The following is a 16,566-nucleotide window of genomic DNA, read 5'->3' as shown; positions in this document are numbered from 1 at the left end:
CCATAAATACGTATTTATGGGTCTTATTTTTTTTACAATAATGGTTGGATTCAAAGTCCCTAATAAAGCTTTCGAAATAATTTTCAAAAAAACGAGTGTAGGGAGCTTTGTTTTAGATTTAGGACTCTCTTTGAGGTTTTTGATCATGCTGTTCAAAGAGGCGCTATTTCCTTTAGTATTTCCAAGTAATTAACTCAATTTAAACCCTGATTGAAGAAAGAGCCTATTTTCAAATCTTTTATTTCAGCGGTAGATTCGAGTTTAATAACCCTAAAAAGCCTTTAATCTTCCGTTAAATCTATAAAGACCGTTTAATCTTGTTTATTGGCTAAAAATTATTTTCACAAGTTTTAATCAAATTTAAAGAATTTTAAAGAATTTTAAAGCATATTTTCATTAATGAGGCAAAATACTCAATTATTACAATATTAGCGTCATTATTTTTAGGATTTTTAAATTAACATTTTCCATTATGGTGCAAAGAGGACATAATTAGAAAGTAAAAATATTAAAAATAGGTAATTGAAAAAAATTAAAAATATTATTAAGAATATTATTTTGGAGTGTTTTCTGAAGCTTCACCCATTTTTAATTGATTTATATTTTCAGAGATCCGCAGCAGGTAATCAGTGAGCTCATCTATTTTCATGGCCACGACAGTTTCACTCATTTCCTCCATTTCGTCCTCATTACTGGTATCATAAACCTTCAGATGAGTTTCCCCAAAATTTTCCATATTAAACCGTTTTATTTTCTCCAGCGCCACTTGAAGGTCTTCATATACCTTTAATTCCGCCAGTATATAATTTCGTTCATTGACCAGTTTTTCTAAAGTCACGGTGGTGATCCCCTCATCATTTTATTAATAAAAATCCGCCAATGTATTTTAAAGCCCTCATATCATTATGATTCCATTGCAGATTTTATTATTAAAAAACTATTACGTTATTAATGGTTTAAATGTTTTTATTTATGTCCTGTGATCCTAACCAAAAAATAGATAATTAAAGAAAGGTCATGGTTTTAAAATTTTATCCATCGACTGCTTCACGGATTTTAACCAGGGTTTCACGGTGCGGGTAACCTGATTAACCTCTTCACTACCAATTTCGGAGTTATCATCTGTTTCCTGGTTGTTAACAAAGTCTTCTAACCAGTCAGCCAGTTCATACTCAGAGAGGTTTTCAAAAAATACCCATGCATATCCCTCGTGCTCGTTACTGAGGGTAAGGGTACCTTCGGTGATTTTTCCGGACATTATAATGTGCACTGCTCTAATCAGGTGTAGGTTCTGTTCGGAGACTCCAACAACATGTTCCAGGGATATTTTTAGTCCAGTTTCTTCACTAACTTCCCTGATCAGGGCTTGATCAAAGGATTCTCCCTGATCAACCTTTCCACCAGGAAGTTCCCACTTACCCGGATTGGTTTTAGAGTCAGTTGATCGTTTAAGAATCAGTATCTTGTTATCCTCATCAGTGATTAAAACCCTCACAGAGAGTCCAAAAACAAAGTCTATCATTTTTTTACTTCCATAAACTTACCTTAATCCTGATTCTCATGTTTAATTTGTGGATAGTTTTTGAATCCTATTATAAATATTTATTTGATTAAAACTCTTTTTATGGGATAAATTTTTTAAGATACAGGCTACTTCCCCTTTAAATTTGTCCAGGAATGAATTAGTTTTGGAATATGAAATTCATATCTAAATTAACGGATAATACCCTGAAAATTGTATCTAACCGGGAAATTCTATTAAATTTGATTTTAAAAAAAAGGATTTCATCAGCAGTGGTAAAAACTGCTGATAAATTTTAACTCACGTAGAATGGGTTTAACTACTAGCAATCACAGTTGATGAAGAACCATGAGAAGTTGCGTAGTATCGGTTGGAATACCCATTACCTTTGTAGTCATAATCGACCCAACTATTACCATTCCATACTTCTACAGAACGGTGGTTGGAGACATAACTGTTGGCGTACTGAACGATCCTTGCCTTTTGACCAGATGCAGTTAATTGACTGTAAAGTGCGTTACTGTTATCCCAGCAATCTCCGACACCTTTTCCACTGCTCCATCCACTACTACTGGATCGGTAGGAGCTGGAGTAAGACTTACCAGAGTAAGTTTTACTGGTTCCGTAGGCAGCTTTACTGGATGAACTGGAACTGCTGGTGCTACTGGATGAACTGGATGAACTATCATCACCTGATGCGTAAACACCGTTAACCAGATTATCCATACCCTCACGAGAGATTGGCCCAACAATTCCATCTTCTTTTATTCCAACGTACTGCTGGAATGCTTTGACAGCCTGATCGGTGTAATTACCGAATTCACCGTCAATTTTACCTTTGTAGAATCCTTGGGTTTGTAACCAGGTTTGTAATTGGGTGACATTTTCTCCAGTCATTCCTATCTGTAAGTTTTGGTCGGTAGTTGCGTTGGTCACGACCGTATTTTCAGTATCTGAACTTTCCGCGGCTCCCACAGCAGGGATAACCATGAAAAGTGCACACAATGCAACAACTATTGCTTGTGTGAATTTTCGCCTAATTTTATCGCCTCCGTGCCCTAAATCTTAAAATGAATGATGTAGGACGTTTTACACCATCACATCATTGAACATGTTATATAAAGGTTTCGATTTATTTTCTTTTTTAAAGCCCATTTTAAGCCTATTTTATTAAATAAAGCACATTTAGAGGTTTTCTTTCCTTGGATAATAGGAAGAGACCAAAGGAGGTTTAAATTGGTTAATAATCATCAAATCATGACTAAATCTAAAAAATAAAAGAGTATTAGGGCAATTTTAAATAACAGGTAGCTAGTGGATAATCCATCACCGAGGAGTCAATATGTAGCAGTAAAAAACTCTTCCTTATTTCTATTTTAAAAGAAATCTATGGTTTTAGATAGTTTTATAATCAAATTAAAGATTATAAATGCCAAAAAGTTTATTTATTATGTAATTGGCAGATTTTTCTTAAATTAAGCCAGTAATACTTTTTTTCGTACCAATACAACAAAATACGATTAATTTCTATAATTAATCAAAATATTCATTATTAAGGCAATATCAGATATTTTAAGTTTCATGTTACAATTATATTCTTAAAGGTAGTAAATCCAAAGTCAATAATTCAAATACTCGTGTTGCTAGGAATTTTCAAGAGGAGATACCCATGGTTCCCCCCCAAAATTTTTTAATACTATAATATAGTGATAAAGAACAAAATAAGTTTAAATATGGTTCATATTTTAATATAGCCAAATTTAAAGACTAATCCTGCAGTTTAAATTATTGTAATAAATTTTATAATACACAATAAAAAAGTTTATATAGTATTGTTCGTATAATACCATACGTTCGAGTATATCCGAACCAATCATGGTGATAGGTGTAGGGATTTAATTGATCGTGCACTGTGAAGCAGTGTAAAATCGCCCTATCCATAAAAAAATATACTATAGGTAACAAATAATAAATGGGAGTAAAGGAGGAACATATAATGAAATCAGAAGATCTTAACCAGGCCTGTCCTGTATGCGGTTGTAAAGACAAAACAATATCCCAAAGAACTAAACAGACCTCAGTGGATACCTGTTACATTCCACATATTCCCGATGGTAAACAAGGGGTAATTCTTTGCAGTGAATGTGGCCATCTGTTTGAGTTCTGCAAGGATCGTAAGCTGAAAGAAGAAGTAAAGAAGATCGAAATTTAAACAACTTTAAATTCGATCACCCTATTAATTATCTATTCACTTTTCACCATTCTCTTATTTTAAACTGACTTTATTATTATAAACAGAATAGACCTCATTAAAATAACTTTTAAATTCGATTATCAATTTTATTTCTAACTAAATAATTGATCAGGCTGTTAATTTTTTTATCCTGTTATTCAATTATTATCATAAACTTTATAATACAGGTAATCCTAACTCTTTTTAGAGTTTGGTGGTGGAGAATGGTTGATAAAAGAGTGGCCTGTGATCACCTGGATGACAGGTTCGAAGAGTTCTTCGATGGTTTAATTGAAGAGGGACTTAACGAATTAAAATTAAAATGTAAATGAAGGAGTGTTCAATGCAAAATCATTAGATTGCGCATGTAAACATCTCTAGTGATTATAATATCTAATTTTATATTCTATAACGAGAGTTATCAATTTAGATTACATTTATTTCTGAAATTTCATTATCTTTCAATATTAAACCTTATTTTGTGCATTCGAATAAGGTTTAAGGAATTATTCGCGGGAATTATCCCGGTTAGTTAAGGGCTTGATATCTCCACAAGGAATATACAAAGATAATTATCACCACTACCAAAACCAAGAATAGCAACCAGTTTATCCGTGCTGTTTTTCTTTTTTCATTGTCCATTGCTTTCTGATAGTTTTCCAGTTCCCGGTCAATGTCATCCATTACCATCATAAACCCCCTTTCTCATATAAACTAAAAAATCGTGGCCACTAGTCCTTTTATTCTTTTTAAGTCTCCACATTAAAGTCCTGGTCATCCTATTGATTAGTCATCCTATTGATTATATATAGTCAATTTAGATTTGCAATTGGAGAAGATAAAGGAATTTTTAATGATTATCCTCTAATCTTCCCTATTTCGGATTATTTTTGGATTGATCCCTTAACCTTTGCATCTAAATCATCGGCATGATGCAAGGCAATTGCTTCGGGAGTTTTGGGATCAACTGGTGAGCCCCATCCATTTCGAACAGCGCCATGATGGCTCAGTATTAGATGTAACACTTGGGTTTGTAGTTCTTCTGGCATATCCATATCTAAGATGTTAATCTTCTCTTTAACCATTTCTGCAGAGATGAATAGATGATCCAATAGTTTTCCCTCGTTGGAGATGTCAATACTGATGAGATCATAGTCATAGGCCTTTAATTTACCCACGTCATGGAGTATTGCCCCGGTATATAAGAGATCCTGGTCCAGCTGAGGGAATATATGGCACATAGTTCTGCATATTTGCAGTACTTCTACACTGTGCTCCAGTAAACCCCCTACATAGTTGTGGTGGTAAACTTTTGCCGAAGGTGCGGTGCAAAATTCCTGGGTAAATTCGGGGTCAGTGAAAAAGGAATTAAGTAGATTCTTAAGATAGATGTTTTCCATTTCTTCCACCGTGTTTTTAATCTCATCTAGAAGTTCTTCCCGGTCTTTACTGGATGTTCGGATGAAATCATCCAGCTGGTAATTATCTTCTTCCAGGGCCTGCAGATCATCAATTTTTATGCTGAAATTCTGGGAGTTACGGGGAAACTCATCTACCACTCCATTTATCTGGTAAATGCATTTCTCATTAATTGTATCGTAGATCTCATGGGCATTGCGGTTGGGAAACATTCGCGCCGTTATCTGACCACTTTTATCAGTTAAACTAAATTCAAGGTAGTCTTTACCGTTGCGCGCCTTTTTGACTGTGGCACTGGCTATAACAAATGAGGTACTGATTCTTCTAACACTGTTCAAGTTTTCAATGAAATCTTTTTCCTCTTTAAACATGATAAGTCTCCATTCCCTTCCTTATCCTTAGAAATACTATTATTAAAGTTAATACTTATTATTAGCCGTAGTTTTAGGGTTAAAGTAATCAATTTCATTAGGGGATGAGCATACTAAACGCCGCTGATTTTACTTATTCATAGGTAGTTAATATCCCCCCATAATTAAAACATTACTATCATATTCACTGGGTGAGAATTGTGGTTTAAAATTAGGGTTACTTTATAATCCCAAAATGATTTTTCTTTAAATAACGTGAAAAAGGTAGAAAAACAGCGTAAATTACTTCTAATTTGAAATAATTACAGGAATTTTAATTTACAGGAAAAAAATAGTTTCAGAATAGTGAATGAAAAAAGGGGGAATATTTTTTTGATGTATGGTTAATGTTCATGTTTTTTAAGTTTACGAACGTAAATCTTAAAAAAATCCCCTTCTTTTATGTTTGCTACCTCAAATAGTATTTCTGGGATGTTCACAGTCTCTCCCGTCCTTTTAGCTATGGTGGCGTATCCACGGTGCCCATGATGGTGGTGATACTGTCCGTGATGTCCCTGGTGATGTTTTTTATGGCAGCCACAATCTTCATCTTCACACATCTTATAACACCTCCATGCATACTATGAATTTTAAGGTTGAAATTATTTTCCATGATTTTCTTACCACAAGAAGTCTTATGGAGTGTAAGTTTGATAGCCTAAGTGTGGTGGTAACCTAAGTTTACCACCGGATTTAGGGATAATTCTATTAACCCCCCATCCCAAATGAATAAACAGAAAAAATGGAATAATAATATAATCCCTCCTAATTTCCCATGAATTGCCAGCTAGCCCTCTTACTACCTCTTTAACGGGAAATTTATCTATATAAACGTTAAAACAGAACTAAATTTATCCAAAGTCATATCTTAATGGTAACCGAATTTAATTTGGAAATGTGACTGATAGCTAATGTAGGTGTATCCTTTGACCAGTATTGATTTTTTCGGAGGCGTGGATGAAATTGGGGGGAATAAAATCAGGGTTAATGATGATAAGACCTCATTCTTCTTTGATTTTGGAATGGGATTTTCCCAAGCCAATGATTATTTGTCGGAGTTCCTGCAACCCCGCAAGGCCAATGGAATCTGTGACTTTATCGAGCTGGGCCTGTTACCCTACATTGAAGGAATTTATCGTGAAGACTACCTGCGGCATGTAGGTCTGCCCTACCCATCTGAACCATCGGTTGATGGAGTGCTGATTAGCCATTCCCACGTGGACCACGTGGCCTATGTACATCATCTCCGGGAAGATATTCCCATCTACCTCACCAATGAATCACACCTGATTTTAAAGGCACTGGAAGAAACTGGTGCTGCATCCTTCTCAGAATATCTCCATTTAAAAAAATCCTTTTACCTGGAGCCCAAAAAGCGTGGAGACGGTTACATGCGCTCCCGGGCCAACGTAGTTGACCGGGACATCCACGTAGTGAAACCCTACCAAAAATTTGAAATCGGGAATTTCAAGATTAAATCTGCCCCGGTTGACCATTCACTACCCGGCGCAACGGCATATATTGGTGAAAATGAGGAGGACACCATTGTATACACTGGAGACCTCCGTTTCCATGGAAGGCACCCGGAACTCACCAATAAATTCGTTAAAGAAGCTAAAAAATCCAATCCCACTATTATGATCAGTGAAGGGACTCGAATTGACAGCCAAACCAGTGTAAATGAGTTTGACATTGAAAAACGGGCAGTGGAATCCGTTAATCGGTGCCAAGGCCTGGTAGTTGTTAATTATCCTGTGCGGGATCTGGACCGGCTTTTAACCTTCTACAAAGTGGCCGAGGACACTGACCGAAAACTGGTGGTGAGCCTTAAACAGGCCTATATTCTGAACCTATTCCAGGAACACCACCAGGAGTATCCGGGTATAGGGGAGGTTATGATCTACAAACCCCGTAAAGGATGGGGTCTGGTGGGGGATAATAGTTTTGCCTGTGTGGATGATGAATGGCTGTGTGCCTCCACCATTGATGAGGACATTGAATCTGCACATTCTCTCCGGGATTATAAAAAGTGGGAAAGAAAACTACTGGAAAATGACAACGTTCTCACCTATCATGATCTACAGGAAAATCCACGGGATTACATATTTCGCTGTGATTTTTTTGAGTTAAAGGAACTTATTGATATAAAACCCGAGAATGGTATCTACATCAAGTCCAGTACAGAACCCTTTGATGATCAGATGGAAATAAATGAAAGGAAGGTGCGTAATTGGTTGAAGTTATTCAACTTGCCCCTCTTAAATAAATGCTTCCATGCATCTGGGCACGCCAACGGCCCGGAGATACTGGAAATGATTAGGGAGATACATCCTGATAAGTTATATCCGGTACACACTACCCACAAGGAGAAATTCCTCGAACTTGCCGATGATGGGATCGAGGTTATTTTTCCCAAAAAACAGGAAATCATATGAAAATCCAGTATGGATATTAGATTATTATAGAGTATTGTAGAAATAGAATTATTATAGAGTATTGTATAAAAATAAGAAACTCTTTTAAGTTAAAATGAAGTTTAAGGCTTATATAAGGATTAAACCAAACTCGTTTTATTAATCCAAATAGTAGGTAATTTAAATTTAGGATTAAAGCATAAGATTAAAACTTAGGATTAAAAGTCTAGCTCATGGTGAGTAAAATACCAACCACTAAAGACAGGGCAAAAAGGGCTATAAATCCTAACAATTGTAAATCTGTCCGTTTTAGACCTAAAAATTCCTGAGAATCAGGGTTGATGATGACGTCCCCTTTGACTGATCCCCCTGCAGGCGTGGGATTCAATTTAACATCCGAACCAGTTATATTTACTTCTATTGAAGCAGGTTTGTTATTTATTATTGTTTTGGTAATTTCTGGAGAGGTAACCCCACTTTCCAATTTTGTATCCTCGGGGGAAACCGTGTTTTTCGGAGATTTATCCATTTCAGAAGGTTCCTCTATTTCTGAAGATTCCTCTAACTCTAAAGGCTTATTAACCTCTAAAGATTCATTCGCCACTAAAGACTCCTCAACATCTGAAGACTCATTCACCACTAAAGGCTTCTCCAACTCGGAGGGCTCTTCAACCTCCACAAGTTCTTCCACCTCAAATGGATTCTCTACCTTCAAAGGTTTCTCCAACTTTAAGGACTCCTCCAACTCGGAGGGCTCCTCAACCTCCACAAGTTTTTCCTCTTCAACAGGATTCTCCACCCTCAAAGGTGTTTCTACTTCTAGGGGCCCATTTACCTCTAAGCTATCATGATTAGTTGATGATTTTATCGGGGATATGGATTCACTAGTGGATAAGGATTCATTGGTAAGAAGATCGTCTTGAATCCCATAGCTGTCTTCTGGAATGAAGTGGTCATCTGGAATTTTTTTACTGGTTTCTTTATTGGTTTCATTAATTTTTCCAGATTTCATATCCCTATCAATATTACTATCAATAGTTTCAAGGAATTTCTTATCAGTATCAGCAATTTTAGGAGAAGTTTTATCAGATTTAACTTTCTTTAAATCCTTCAAATCATCTATTTTCTCATATACAATTTTCTCCGAAGATTCCTGATTATTATACGTGGATTTAGGTAGTATGTCCGATTTTTCAGATAACACCTGTTCATGAGATTGAGACTTGCCAGATCCCCTGAATTTTCCCAGGATCATGTTTCGCACTGATTTATGATCAGTACTTGATGTTATAGTTTCATTTACAGCTTCTGGGCTACGGGTTAAATCTAATTTTGAAGTTTTATCTGGTTTTACCGATACATTCTGTCCAATATGAACATCAAGTTCGGTAGAAGGCCATTTCGAACTTATATCTTTATTAGCAGCACCCTTAAATTCAATAGGTACTTCCGGTTTAGCCGGAACTTGCAATTCATCATGTAGTTCCTGGTGGGTAGGGACCTTCGAATCAATAGGGGTTGGTGTTTTAGATTTATTCTGCAATTGGCTGTCTACAGGTCCAATTCCTTCTGATACTTGGGTATTTTTAGGTTCTTCATGTGCTTTAGATGTTTCTGGTACTTTAGTGGCTACGGTATCTTTAAGCGAAGAATCAGCAGGAACTGAATTTTTAAACGCGGAGATTTGGGATAAATCGCCCCGGTTTTCACTTAGATTATGATTTGTGGGTTCACTTTTTCCCATGGGGGACAGAGATTCTTCATAGTATTTTTTACGATAATCAGCCCTGTTCCGGGATTTCAATCCTTTATTTTTGGATTCAATTTGAAAAATAGCATTACCGGCAAAGGTTCTAAGGATGCCTTTCTCCTTTTCTTTAACTTTTTTTAGGGGTTCAATAGCTCTTTCATCAGCTAGACTCCCCAGTGCCTTCACTGCTTCCAGTTTAACTGAGGAATCATGGTAATTAAGGGCAGCTATTAACCCGTTAATGTCTTTTATAAGTTTTAAGGTTTTTACATCGGGTTTCTTGTCCCGGGAATTTATTTTATGATAGTAATTTCTGTTTTTAATGGTGTGGTTTCCCTCTGGCTGCCGGAATAAAGGAAAACTAGGGGGTTTACTTGGGCCCGGGTTTATCGGTGTTTCAGTTTCTGGGATCTGCGAAGATTCATTATTCAATTTTTCACTGGCACCCCTCCCTGATTCTTTATAATCAGAGCTCTCATCAGAATTAGAGGTGATTTTAGAAGATGTGACTGCCATTTCTTCCGGAAGTGCAGATAACTTAATATCCGGGTCCTTTTTTTCCATGTTTTCGGGAATAGGTGCAAGTGATTTATCCCCTGGTTTCTCAAGAATAGGAGCAGAAGATATATCCTCCGGTTCCTCAGGATTAGAATCAGATGAGTTATCCTCCAAATTTTCAGTAACAGAGGTAGTCGATTCATTCTTCAAAGTTTTAAGAACATTATCTGATGATTTATCCCTAACTTCGCCGGGAGATTGTTCATCAGGATTGAAATAATCTTCAATGGACTCTACGTACACTAAAGCACCGTAACATTCACAAGAGACGAAATCATCCTTTGATTCACCTTCCTGCAATTTATAATAGCCACCACATTCCTGGCATACCAGATATCCCATTTTTTAAACACCTTAACCTAAATTAAAGTTCCGACATTAATCATGATACTATTTAAATCTCAGTTTAGTTACCCTTGCTAACTGATTTTTAACTTAATTACATTTTTCCATCTAAAATACATGTGGCTATGACATATTTTTGTAACCTTTGTTATGATTACCCGCAGAAATATTGACCCCGGTGCATCAACATCCTTTAACAACATTGTTATGATAGGTGCAGATTAGGGGGCAAAAAAGCCTTTCTCCCGGTGAAGATTATGAATACTTTGATTCTTCTTTGTTCGATACTCCTGAAAGATTTTGATAGAGAAAAAGAAGAAAAAATAGATTATATTTCAGCTATTTTCCGGATAATTCTATTCCAGATTATTGTAAAACTGTTTCTATGAATATTTTTTACATCCTTCCTCTATTCCCTTCATCATTTTATCTTTAAGGTCCTGGTAGTTGGTTATAGCCCCTGGACCAATATGTAGTATGGTATCTCCAGGTTTTGAATGTTTAATTGAATATTCACCAGCAGTGATCATATCCTCGGTGGCGATTTTTAGGGCATCCGCATCTTTAGCACCTTCCAGAACTTCCTGGGCAGATTTCATGTCCAAAACACCGGTGGTTTCATTAAATCCGCTGGCGATGATTACCTGGGCATAGTCCCCCAGTAATTTACCTATCTGGAACTTGTCACGAGGATTGGTACTATCAGGATTATCAATCAATACTATTAAATTAGATTTGTCCTGAGAAAACTGTTCCAGGGTGGAAATTATGCCTTCAGGAACAAATGCAGCATCGAAGTGAACTTCACGTCCACAGTAATCCCCAACATACTCTAAATGACCCGGTATGCCCTTAAATTTATTCATTCCATCCACTATGGAATCTTCTTTAAGACCATAGGCCAGGGCAACGGCCGCCGCCGCAATTGCATTTTCAAAGTAGTATCCCTTCAGGTTGAATTTTGTTTCAAATTCGCCTTCTTTTTTCTTTAATTTATATTTTATCTTAATTTTGTCCTCTTTTAAGTACCCTTTAATGTCACAGTCGCTGCCCCGGGAGCAGTAATAAACAGCATCGTGATCCTGAAGGAATGGAGTGCACTGGGAGCTGGCCACCAGGGTTTCACTGGATTCAATGATCATGAGTTTTCTCTTGGTGTATTTTTCCAGGGAACCCTCGAATTCCGATAGATGATCTGCATAGATATTGGTTATTAATCCCACCTTAAGTTTGAGCTCCGAAAGAAGTCGAATGGTACCGTGGGGTAGCTCTAGCACTGCAATATCACTTTTAAGATGATCCCCCTTGATGATTCCATCCACAATAACTTCACTGAGCAGGTTGCCTGATAGGGATGAACAGGTCCATACACTGTAACCGGCATTTTTAAAAATTTCAGAGATGGCATGGGTGGTGCTGGTTTTTCCCAAAGTTCCAGTCACACCTATAACATCCATATTAATAGTTTTATCAACAATATCAGCAATATCCTGGTTAATAAGTAATTTTAATTCATTATCCACCAGATAATGTCGGATGGGGGAATCTTTGGGGATGTTAGGTGAAATGTAAACTGCATCCACATCATCAATGTTGGTGGGGTCATCCCATCCCAGTTGGAGATCCACTCCTTCTTCTTCCATTTTAAGGAGAGTTTTCTGCACGTCTTCCGGAAATTCCTCCATTTCCTTTTCATCAGTTATTTGAACTTGGTGACCTGCATAATTTAAAATTCTGGCAGCTGGTCTTCCAGCATTACCTGCACCTATTACCACGCACTTCATGTCAAATTCTCCTCAATTTAATAAATATTCCCTAAAATATATTTTGAATAGGAAATGTCAAAATTTAATCCTAATCCTAGTTTTAAAATGGGTTAAACTTCCCCATTTTGTCCATATAAACTTTATCCAGAAAGTGAACCCCTCCGGAAGATATAGTACTAGCGGTTCCCTGAGCATTTAACATATTTAATTTACTCGTATAAATATATTGAATGCAACCTATTGGCTTTTTTAAATAATTTCCAATGAAACCCTTAAGATAATTATCCACAAGGTCATTTTGGCTTAGTCTACTTATAGATTTTTTCCCAAATCTTTCACTACCCGACATTATCTTACTTTAATTATATTAAGTAATACTAAAAAATAAATTTTACTCTTCCCCTATATCATATTGATGATAATATACGGACTGTAAAAAAGGATAAATAGAGATAACGAGAAAATAGGTTATAATAAGAATAATGGGTGGAAAAGATTGGAAATAGATTTAATTTCTTAATAAAAATTTCTTTATGCAATACCCCATTAACAAGAATTTATTAATGAAAAATCATAGGAGTAATCTTAGATGGCAGTTATAATTAATGAAAACTATCTGTTAATTAAAAGCAACTATATTTTCTCGGAAATTAACCAGAGAGTAGAGAAATACCAGAATGATAATCCTGATGTGGATATAATACGAATGGGTATTGGAGATGTAACCCGACCTTTACCCCGTGCTGTGGTTGAAAAATTCACTGAAGCTGTACAGGAAATGGGTGATGCCAAATCATTCCGTGGTTATGGTCCAGAACAGGGTTATGACTTTCTGATCAATGAAATCATAAAAAATGATTACGCACCACGCGGTATAGACCTTGCCCCGGATGAAGTTTTCATCAGCGACGGTGCCAAGTGTGACACTGGTAATATTCAGGAGATATTTGGCCTGTTAAACACTGTGGCAGTTACCGATCCAGTTTACCCGGTCTACGTGGAAAGTAATGTCATGGCGGGCAGAACCGGACCCATGGGTGATGATGGCCGTTACCAGAAACTGGTTTACATCCCCTGCACTGAAGATAACGGATTTGTACCCGAACTCCCCACAACACCCGTAGATCTGATTTACCTTTGTTTCCCCAACAATCCCACGGGTACTGCTCTTACCAAAGAACAACTGGCACAGTGGGTGGATTACGCCCGGGAAAATAATTCCATTATTTTATTTGACGCTGCTTACGAAGCTTACATAAGGGAAGATAACATTCCCCACAGTATTTATGAGATCGAAGGTGCCCGTGAAGTGGCCATTGAATTTAGGAGTTTCTCCAAAAATGCTGGTTTCACTGGTACCCGGTGTGCTTTCACCGTGGTCCCCCGGGAACTGGTGGGATTTGATGGTGAAGGAAATCCCCATTCCATTAACAGTCTCTGGAACCGGCGCCAAACCACCAAGTTCAACGGAGTTTCTTATCCCATACAGATGGCTACCTGTGCAGTGTACTCCCCTGAGGGTCAGAAAGAGATCAATGAATCCATTGATTATTACATGAACAATGCTTCTATCATCAGGAACAGCCTGGAAAATCTGGGTTTACGGGTTTACGGTGGAATTAATTCACCATATATCTGGGTTAAAACTCCCCAGGCTATGGATTCCTGGCAGTTTTTTGATTTGCTCCTGGATGAAGCCCATGTGGTGGGAACTCCCGGTGTGGGTTTCGGTCCCAGTGGTGAAGGTTACCTCCGGTTAACCGCCTTTAACACCCTGGAAAATACTGAAAAGGCCATGGAGAGAATATCTAAACTCACCCTCTAGGTTCAATTAAAGAATAATCGCTGCACTTAAGAAAATTCATAAAACTAAGGGAATTACTAATCAATTCCCGTTTACTATTTTTTTATTATTTAAAATTAATTTTTTAGATAATATATCTTTAAAAACAGTTTTTTGGCCAATATTGATAGAATAATATAAAATAAATAGAAAAAAATGGTTATTAGTTTTTAACCGAGTAATTATTGCTTTTTTTATTTTAACAATTCCATATACTCTTTCAATGCATCTTTGTAACTTCGGATTGGTGGGAATCCTTCCATTTTCCAGTTGTAATTATCCAGAACAGAGTACAGTGGACGGGGAGCAGCACTACCAAATTCCTCGGTGGATACCGGTTTAAGTTCAATGTCAATACCCGCATTCTGGAAGATTTCCTGGGCGTATTCATACCAGGAGCAGTGATCACTGTTAGTAACGTGGTAAATACCATAAGCAGGTTTGGTTATTAGCTGGTTTATGGCATTAGCCAGGTCCCGGGTGTAGGTGGGGGATCCTACCTGGTCACTAACCACCGAAATGCTATCATGGTTTTCTGCTAATTTTAGCATGGTAGTGACGAAGTTAGGGCCATGGTATCCGTATAACCATGCTGTCCGGACAATGTAGAATTTATTGAGTATATCACGGATGTATACTTCACCCTGGTGTTTGGTTTTTCCATAAACACTGAGGGGATTGGTCTGGTCATACTCCCGGTAGGGTGTGCCTTTGGTTCCATCAAATACATAGTCCGTACAGATGTAAACCAGTGCACTGTCCGCTTCCCGGCAGGCCAGTGCCACGTTACGTGTTCCCAATGCATTTACATTATAAGCCAGGTCTTCTTTGTCTTCACTTCCATCAACATCGGTAAATGCAGCGGCATGAACCAGTACATCGGGGTTAATGTCTTTCACAGTCTTAATGGTTTTTTCAATGTCAGTTATGTCCAGGGTGTCAATGGTGGTGGTGCTTATCTGGTGGTCCTTGGATAAAATATCTTCCAAATCGTGCCCTAACATTCCTTCTGCGCCTATAATCATTACTTTCATTTTATCTTACCTGTAGTTTTGAATATAATCAAATTGTAATTACAATTTAAGTAGAGTACTCTGAATTTATGCGTACGTAGTCATAACTTAGGTCACATCCATAGGCTGTGGCCATAAATGTTCCGAGTGATAAATCAACGGTTATTTTAATGGTTTCCCTTTCCATTATGCTTTCTGCCAGTTCAAGCTCTTCTGTACCATCAAAGGCCTTTATTTCACCTTTATCTACCACAGCCACCCTTCGTTCACCATCTTCAAGGGAGACAGTAACGGTTTCCTCATTCATACTGGCTCCAGAATAGCCCACTGCAGCCACAATACGGCCCCAGTTAGGATCGGCTCCAAATAAAGCAGTTTTTACCAGTGGTGATTTAACAATTGATCGAGCGGCAATTCTAGCATCATTAAGGCTTTGGGCACCGATAACTTCTACTTCCATGTACTTGGTTGCCCCTTCCCCATCCCGGGCCAGCATCCGGGTAAGTTCACTGCACAGATAGTCCAGGGCTTCCTGGAATTTTTCATCGATGTTTCCCTGGCCGGGTCGGGATAAGAGTACCACGATGTCATTGGTGCTTTCATCTCCATCCACCACCACCATGTTGAATGTTTTTTCCACCGATTTCTGCAGGGCTTCTTCGAGTTCTGCTGGGCTGGCTTCTATATCCGTGGTAAGGAAAGAAAGCATGGTGCCCATGTTAGGGGCGATCATTCCCGAACCCTTACATATCCCCCCAATACGGACTGTTTTACCATTAGTAAGTGTAGTTTCCACTGCAAATTCCTTGGGATATGTGTCAGTGGTCATTATAGCCTCAGCAGCGTTTTTAGAGGCTGTAGGTGAATTATCCAGTCTTCGCAGAGCATCGGTGATGAGTTTGCTGATGATGGGTAGGGGTAGTTGGCGTCCAATGATCCCGGTGGAGGCTACAGCCACATCTTCCGGTAGGATGTTCAGGCCTTGGGCAACTTGGTGGGTCATTTCTTTAGCATCATCAATGCCTTTTTCACCAGTGAAACAGTTGGCATTGCCACTGTTGGCTACTATTGCCGATAGTTTTCCATTTTTAACTGATTCTCTAGTGATGATAATAGGGGCGGCCTGTACTTTATTTCTGGTGAATACTGCTGCGGCACTGCTTTGTGGGTAGTGGATAAGTGCCACCCCGTAATTGTCTTCACAGGCACCAGCTGCCAGGACATTTTCCACTGCACATATTCCGCCTTCAACTTTTTTCATTTTCCCACCTTTTTATCCGTCTAAATATCTTT

General features: G+C 37.8%; 15 protein-coding genes. 4 read left to right on the top strand and 11 right to left on the bottom strand.

Features of this window, described 5'->3' with window-relative positions; all coding sequences use genetic code 11:
* Positions 1 to 193 (top strand): hypothetical protein (locus QC759_RS04895; RefSeq protein WP_279845177.1); only part of this gene is annotated, 193 nt, incomplete at its 5' end.
* 360 nt (positions 194 to 553) lie between these two features.
* Here QC759_RS04895 and QC759_RS04890 read toward each other — a convergent pair.
* The 3 genes from QC759_RS04890 to QC759_RS04880 all read right to left on the bottom strand — a co-directional run bounded on the left by QC759_RS04890 (position 554) and on the right by QC759_RS04880 (position 2,512).
* Positions 554 to 838 carry a hypothetical protein gene (locus QC759_RS04890; RefSeq protein ID WP_048073209.1) on the bottom strand — a complete coding sequence of 95 codons (285 nt, stop codon included), beginning with the start codon at positions 836 to 838 and terminating at the stop codon, positions 554 to 556.
* A 177-nt stretch (positions 839 to 1,015) separates the two neighbouring features.
* Positions 1,016 to 1,522 carry an NUDIX hydrolase gene (locus tag QC759_RS04885; protein WP_048073208.1) on the bottom strand — a complete coding sequence of 169 codons (507 nt, stop codon included), beginning with the start codon at positions 1,520 to 1,522 and terminating at the stop codon, positions 1,016 to 1,018.
* A 315-nt stretch (positions 1,523 to 1,837) separates the two neighbouring features.
* Positions 1,838 to 2,512 (bottom strand): peptidoglycan-binding domain-containing protein, encoded by a 675-nt coding sequence (locus QC759_RS04880; protein ID WP_048073207.1) that lies wholly within the window; start codon positions 2,510 to 2,512, stop codon positions 1,838 to 1,840.
* Positions 2,513 to 3,518: 1,006 nt separating this feature from the next.
* On the opposite strand from QC759_RS04880, the gene QC759_RS04875 reads away from it, so the two are divergent.
* Entirely contained in the window at positions 3,519 to 3,734 is a 216-nt protein-coding gene (locus tag QC759_RS04875; protein WP_048073206.1) for a hypothetical protein, read from the top strand.
* Between the two features lie 549 nt (positions 3,735 to 4,283).
* Here the strand turns inward: QC759_RS04875 and QC759_RS04870 are convergent.
* The 3 genes from QC759_RS04870 to QC759_RS04860 form a co-directional block, all read right to left on the bottom strand.
* Positions 4,284 to 4,448 (bottom strand): hypothetical protein, encoded by a 165-nt coding sequence (locus QC759_RS04870; RefSeq protein ID WP_277897235.1) that lies wholly within the window; start codon positions 4,446 to 4,448, stop codon positions 4,284 to 4,286.
* 191 nt (positions 4,449 to 4,639) lie between these two features.
* Positions 4,640 to 5,545 carry a 3'-5' exoribonuclease YhaM family protein gene (locus QC759_RS04865; RefSeq protein WP_048073205.1) on the bottom strand — a complete coding sequence of 302 codons (906 nt, stop codon included), beginning with the start codon at positions 5,543 to 5,545 and terminating at the stop codon, positions 4,640 to 4,642.
* A gap of 383 nt (positions 5,546 to 5,928) precedes the next feature.
* Complete coding sequence (locus QC759_RS04860) at positions 5,929 to 6,144, bottom strand: hypothetical protein (protein WP_048073204.1); 216 nt, start codon at positions 6,142 to 6,144, stop codon at positions 5,929 to 5,931.
* A gap of 366 nt (positions 6,145 to 6,510) precedes the next feature.
* Here QC759_RS04860 and QC759_RS04855 point away from each other — a divergent pair, with 366 nt between their 5' ends.
* Entirely contained in the window at positions 6,511 to 8,019 is a 1,509-nt protein-coding gene (locus QC759_RS04855) for an MBL fold metallo-hydrolase (protein ID WP_048073203.1), read from the top strand.
* Between the two features lie 205 nt (positions 8,020 to 8,224).
* Here QC759_RS04855 and QC759_RS04850 read toward each other — a convergent pair whose 3' ends face one another.
* The 3 genes from QC759_RS04850 to QC759_RS04840 all read right to left on the bottom strand — a co-directional run bounded on the left by QC759_RS04850 (position 8,225) and on the right by QC759_RS04840 (position 12,766).
* Complete coding sequence (locus QC759_RS04850; protein ID WP_052659985.1) at positions 8,225 to 10,648, bottom strand: HEAT repeat domain-containing protein; 2,424 nt, start codon at positions 10,646 to 10,648, stop codon at positions 8,225 to 8,227.
* Positions 10,649 to 11,034: 386 nt separating this feature from the next.
* Positions 11,035 to 12,435 carry a pseudomurein biosynthesis peptide ligase pMurD1 gene (gene murD1, locus QC759_RS04845; RefSeq protein WP_048073202.1) on the bottom strand — a complete coding sequence of 467 codons (1,401 nt, stop codon included), beginning with the start codon at positions 12,433 to 12,435 and terminating at the stop codon, positions 11,035 to 11,037.
* 82 nt (positions 12,436 to 12,517) lie between these two features.
* The gene (locus QC759_RS04840; protein ID WP_048073201.1) at positions 12,518 to 12,766 is read right to left on the bottom strand and encodes a hypothetical protein; all 249 of its coding nucleotides are present in this window, start codon (positions 12,764 to 12,766) and stop codon (positions 12,518 to 12,520) included.
* Between the two features lie 240 nt (positions 12,767 to 13,006).
* Here QC759_RS04840 and QC759_RS04835 point away from each other — a divergent pair, with 240 nt between their 5' ends.
* Complete coding sequence (locus QC759_RS04835; protein WP_048073200.1) at positions 13,007 to 14,242, top strand: LL-diaminopimelate aminotransferase; 1,236 nt, start codon at positions 13,007 to 13,009, stop codon at positions 14,240 to 14,242.
* Positions 14,243 to 14,454: 212 nt separating this feature from the next.
* Here the strand turns inward: QC759_RS04835 and rfbD are convergent, their stop codons facing one another.
* Both rfbD and argJ read right to left on the bottom strand, forming a co-directional pair.
* The gene (gene rfbD, locus QC759_RS04830) at positions 14,455 to 15,294 is read right to left on the bottom strand and encodes a dTDP-4-dehydrorhamnose reductase (protein WP_048073199.1); all 840 of its coding nucleotides are present in this window, start codon (positions 15,292 to 15,294) and stop codon (positions 14,455 to 14,457) included.
* A gap of 46 nt (positions 15,295 to 15,340) precedes the next feature.
* Positions 15,341 to 16,534: a bifunctional ornithine acetyltransferase/N-acetylglutamate synthase gene (gene argJ / locus QC759_RS04825; RefSeq protein ID WP_048073198.1), complete on the bottom strand. Its 1,194-nt coding sequence runs from the start codon at positions 16,532 to 16,534 to the stop codon at positions 15,341 to 15,343.
* Positions 16,535 to 16,566: the final 32 nt, after the last annotated feature.

The sequence above is a fragment of the Methanobacterium formicicum genome (assembly GCF_029848115.1).
GTDB classification, from domain to species: domain Archaea; phylum Methanobacteriota; class Methanobacteria; order Methanobacteriales; family Methanobacteriaceae; genus Methanobacterium; species Methanobacterium formicicum.
Note: the sequence above shows the minus strand (reverse complement) of the source record. Positions and strands in the feature narration are given on the sequence as shown.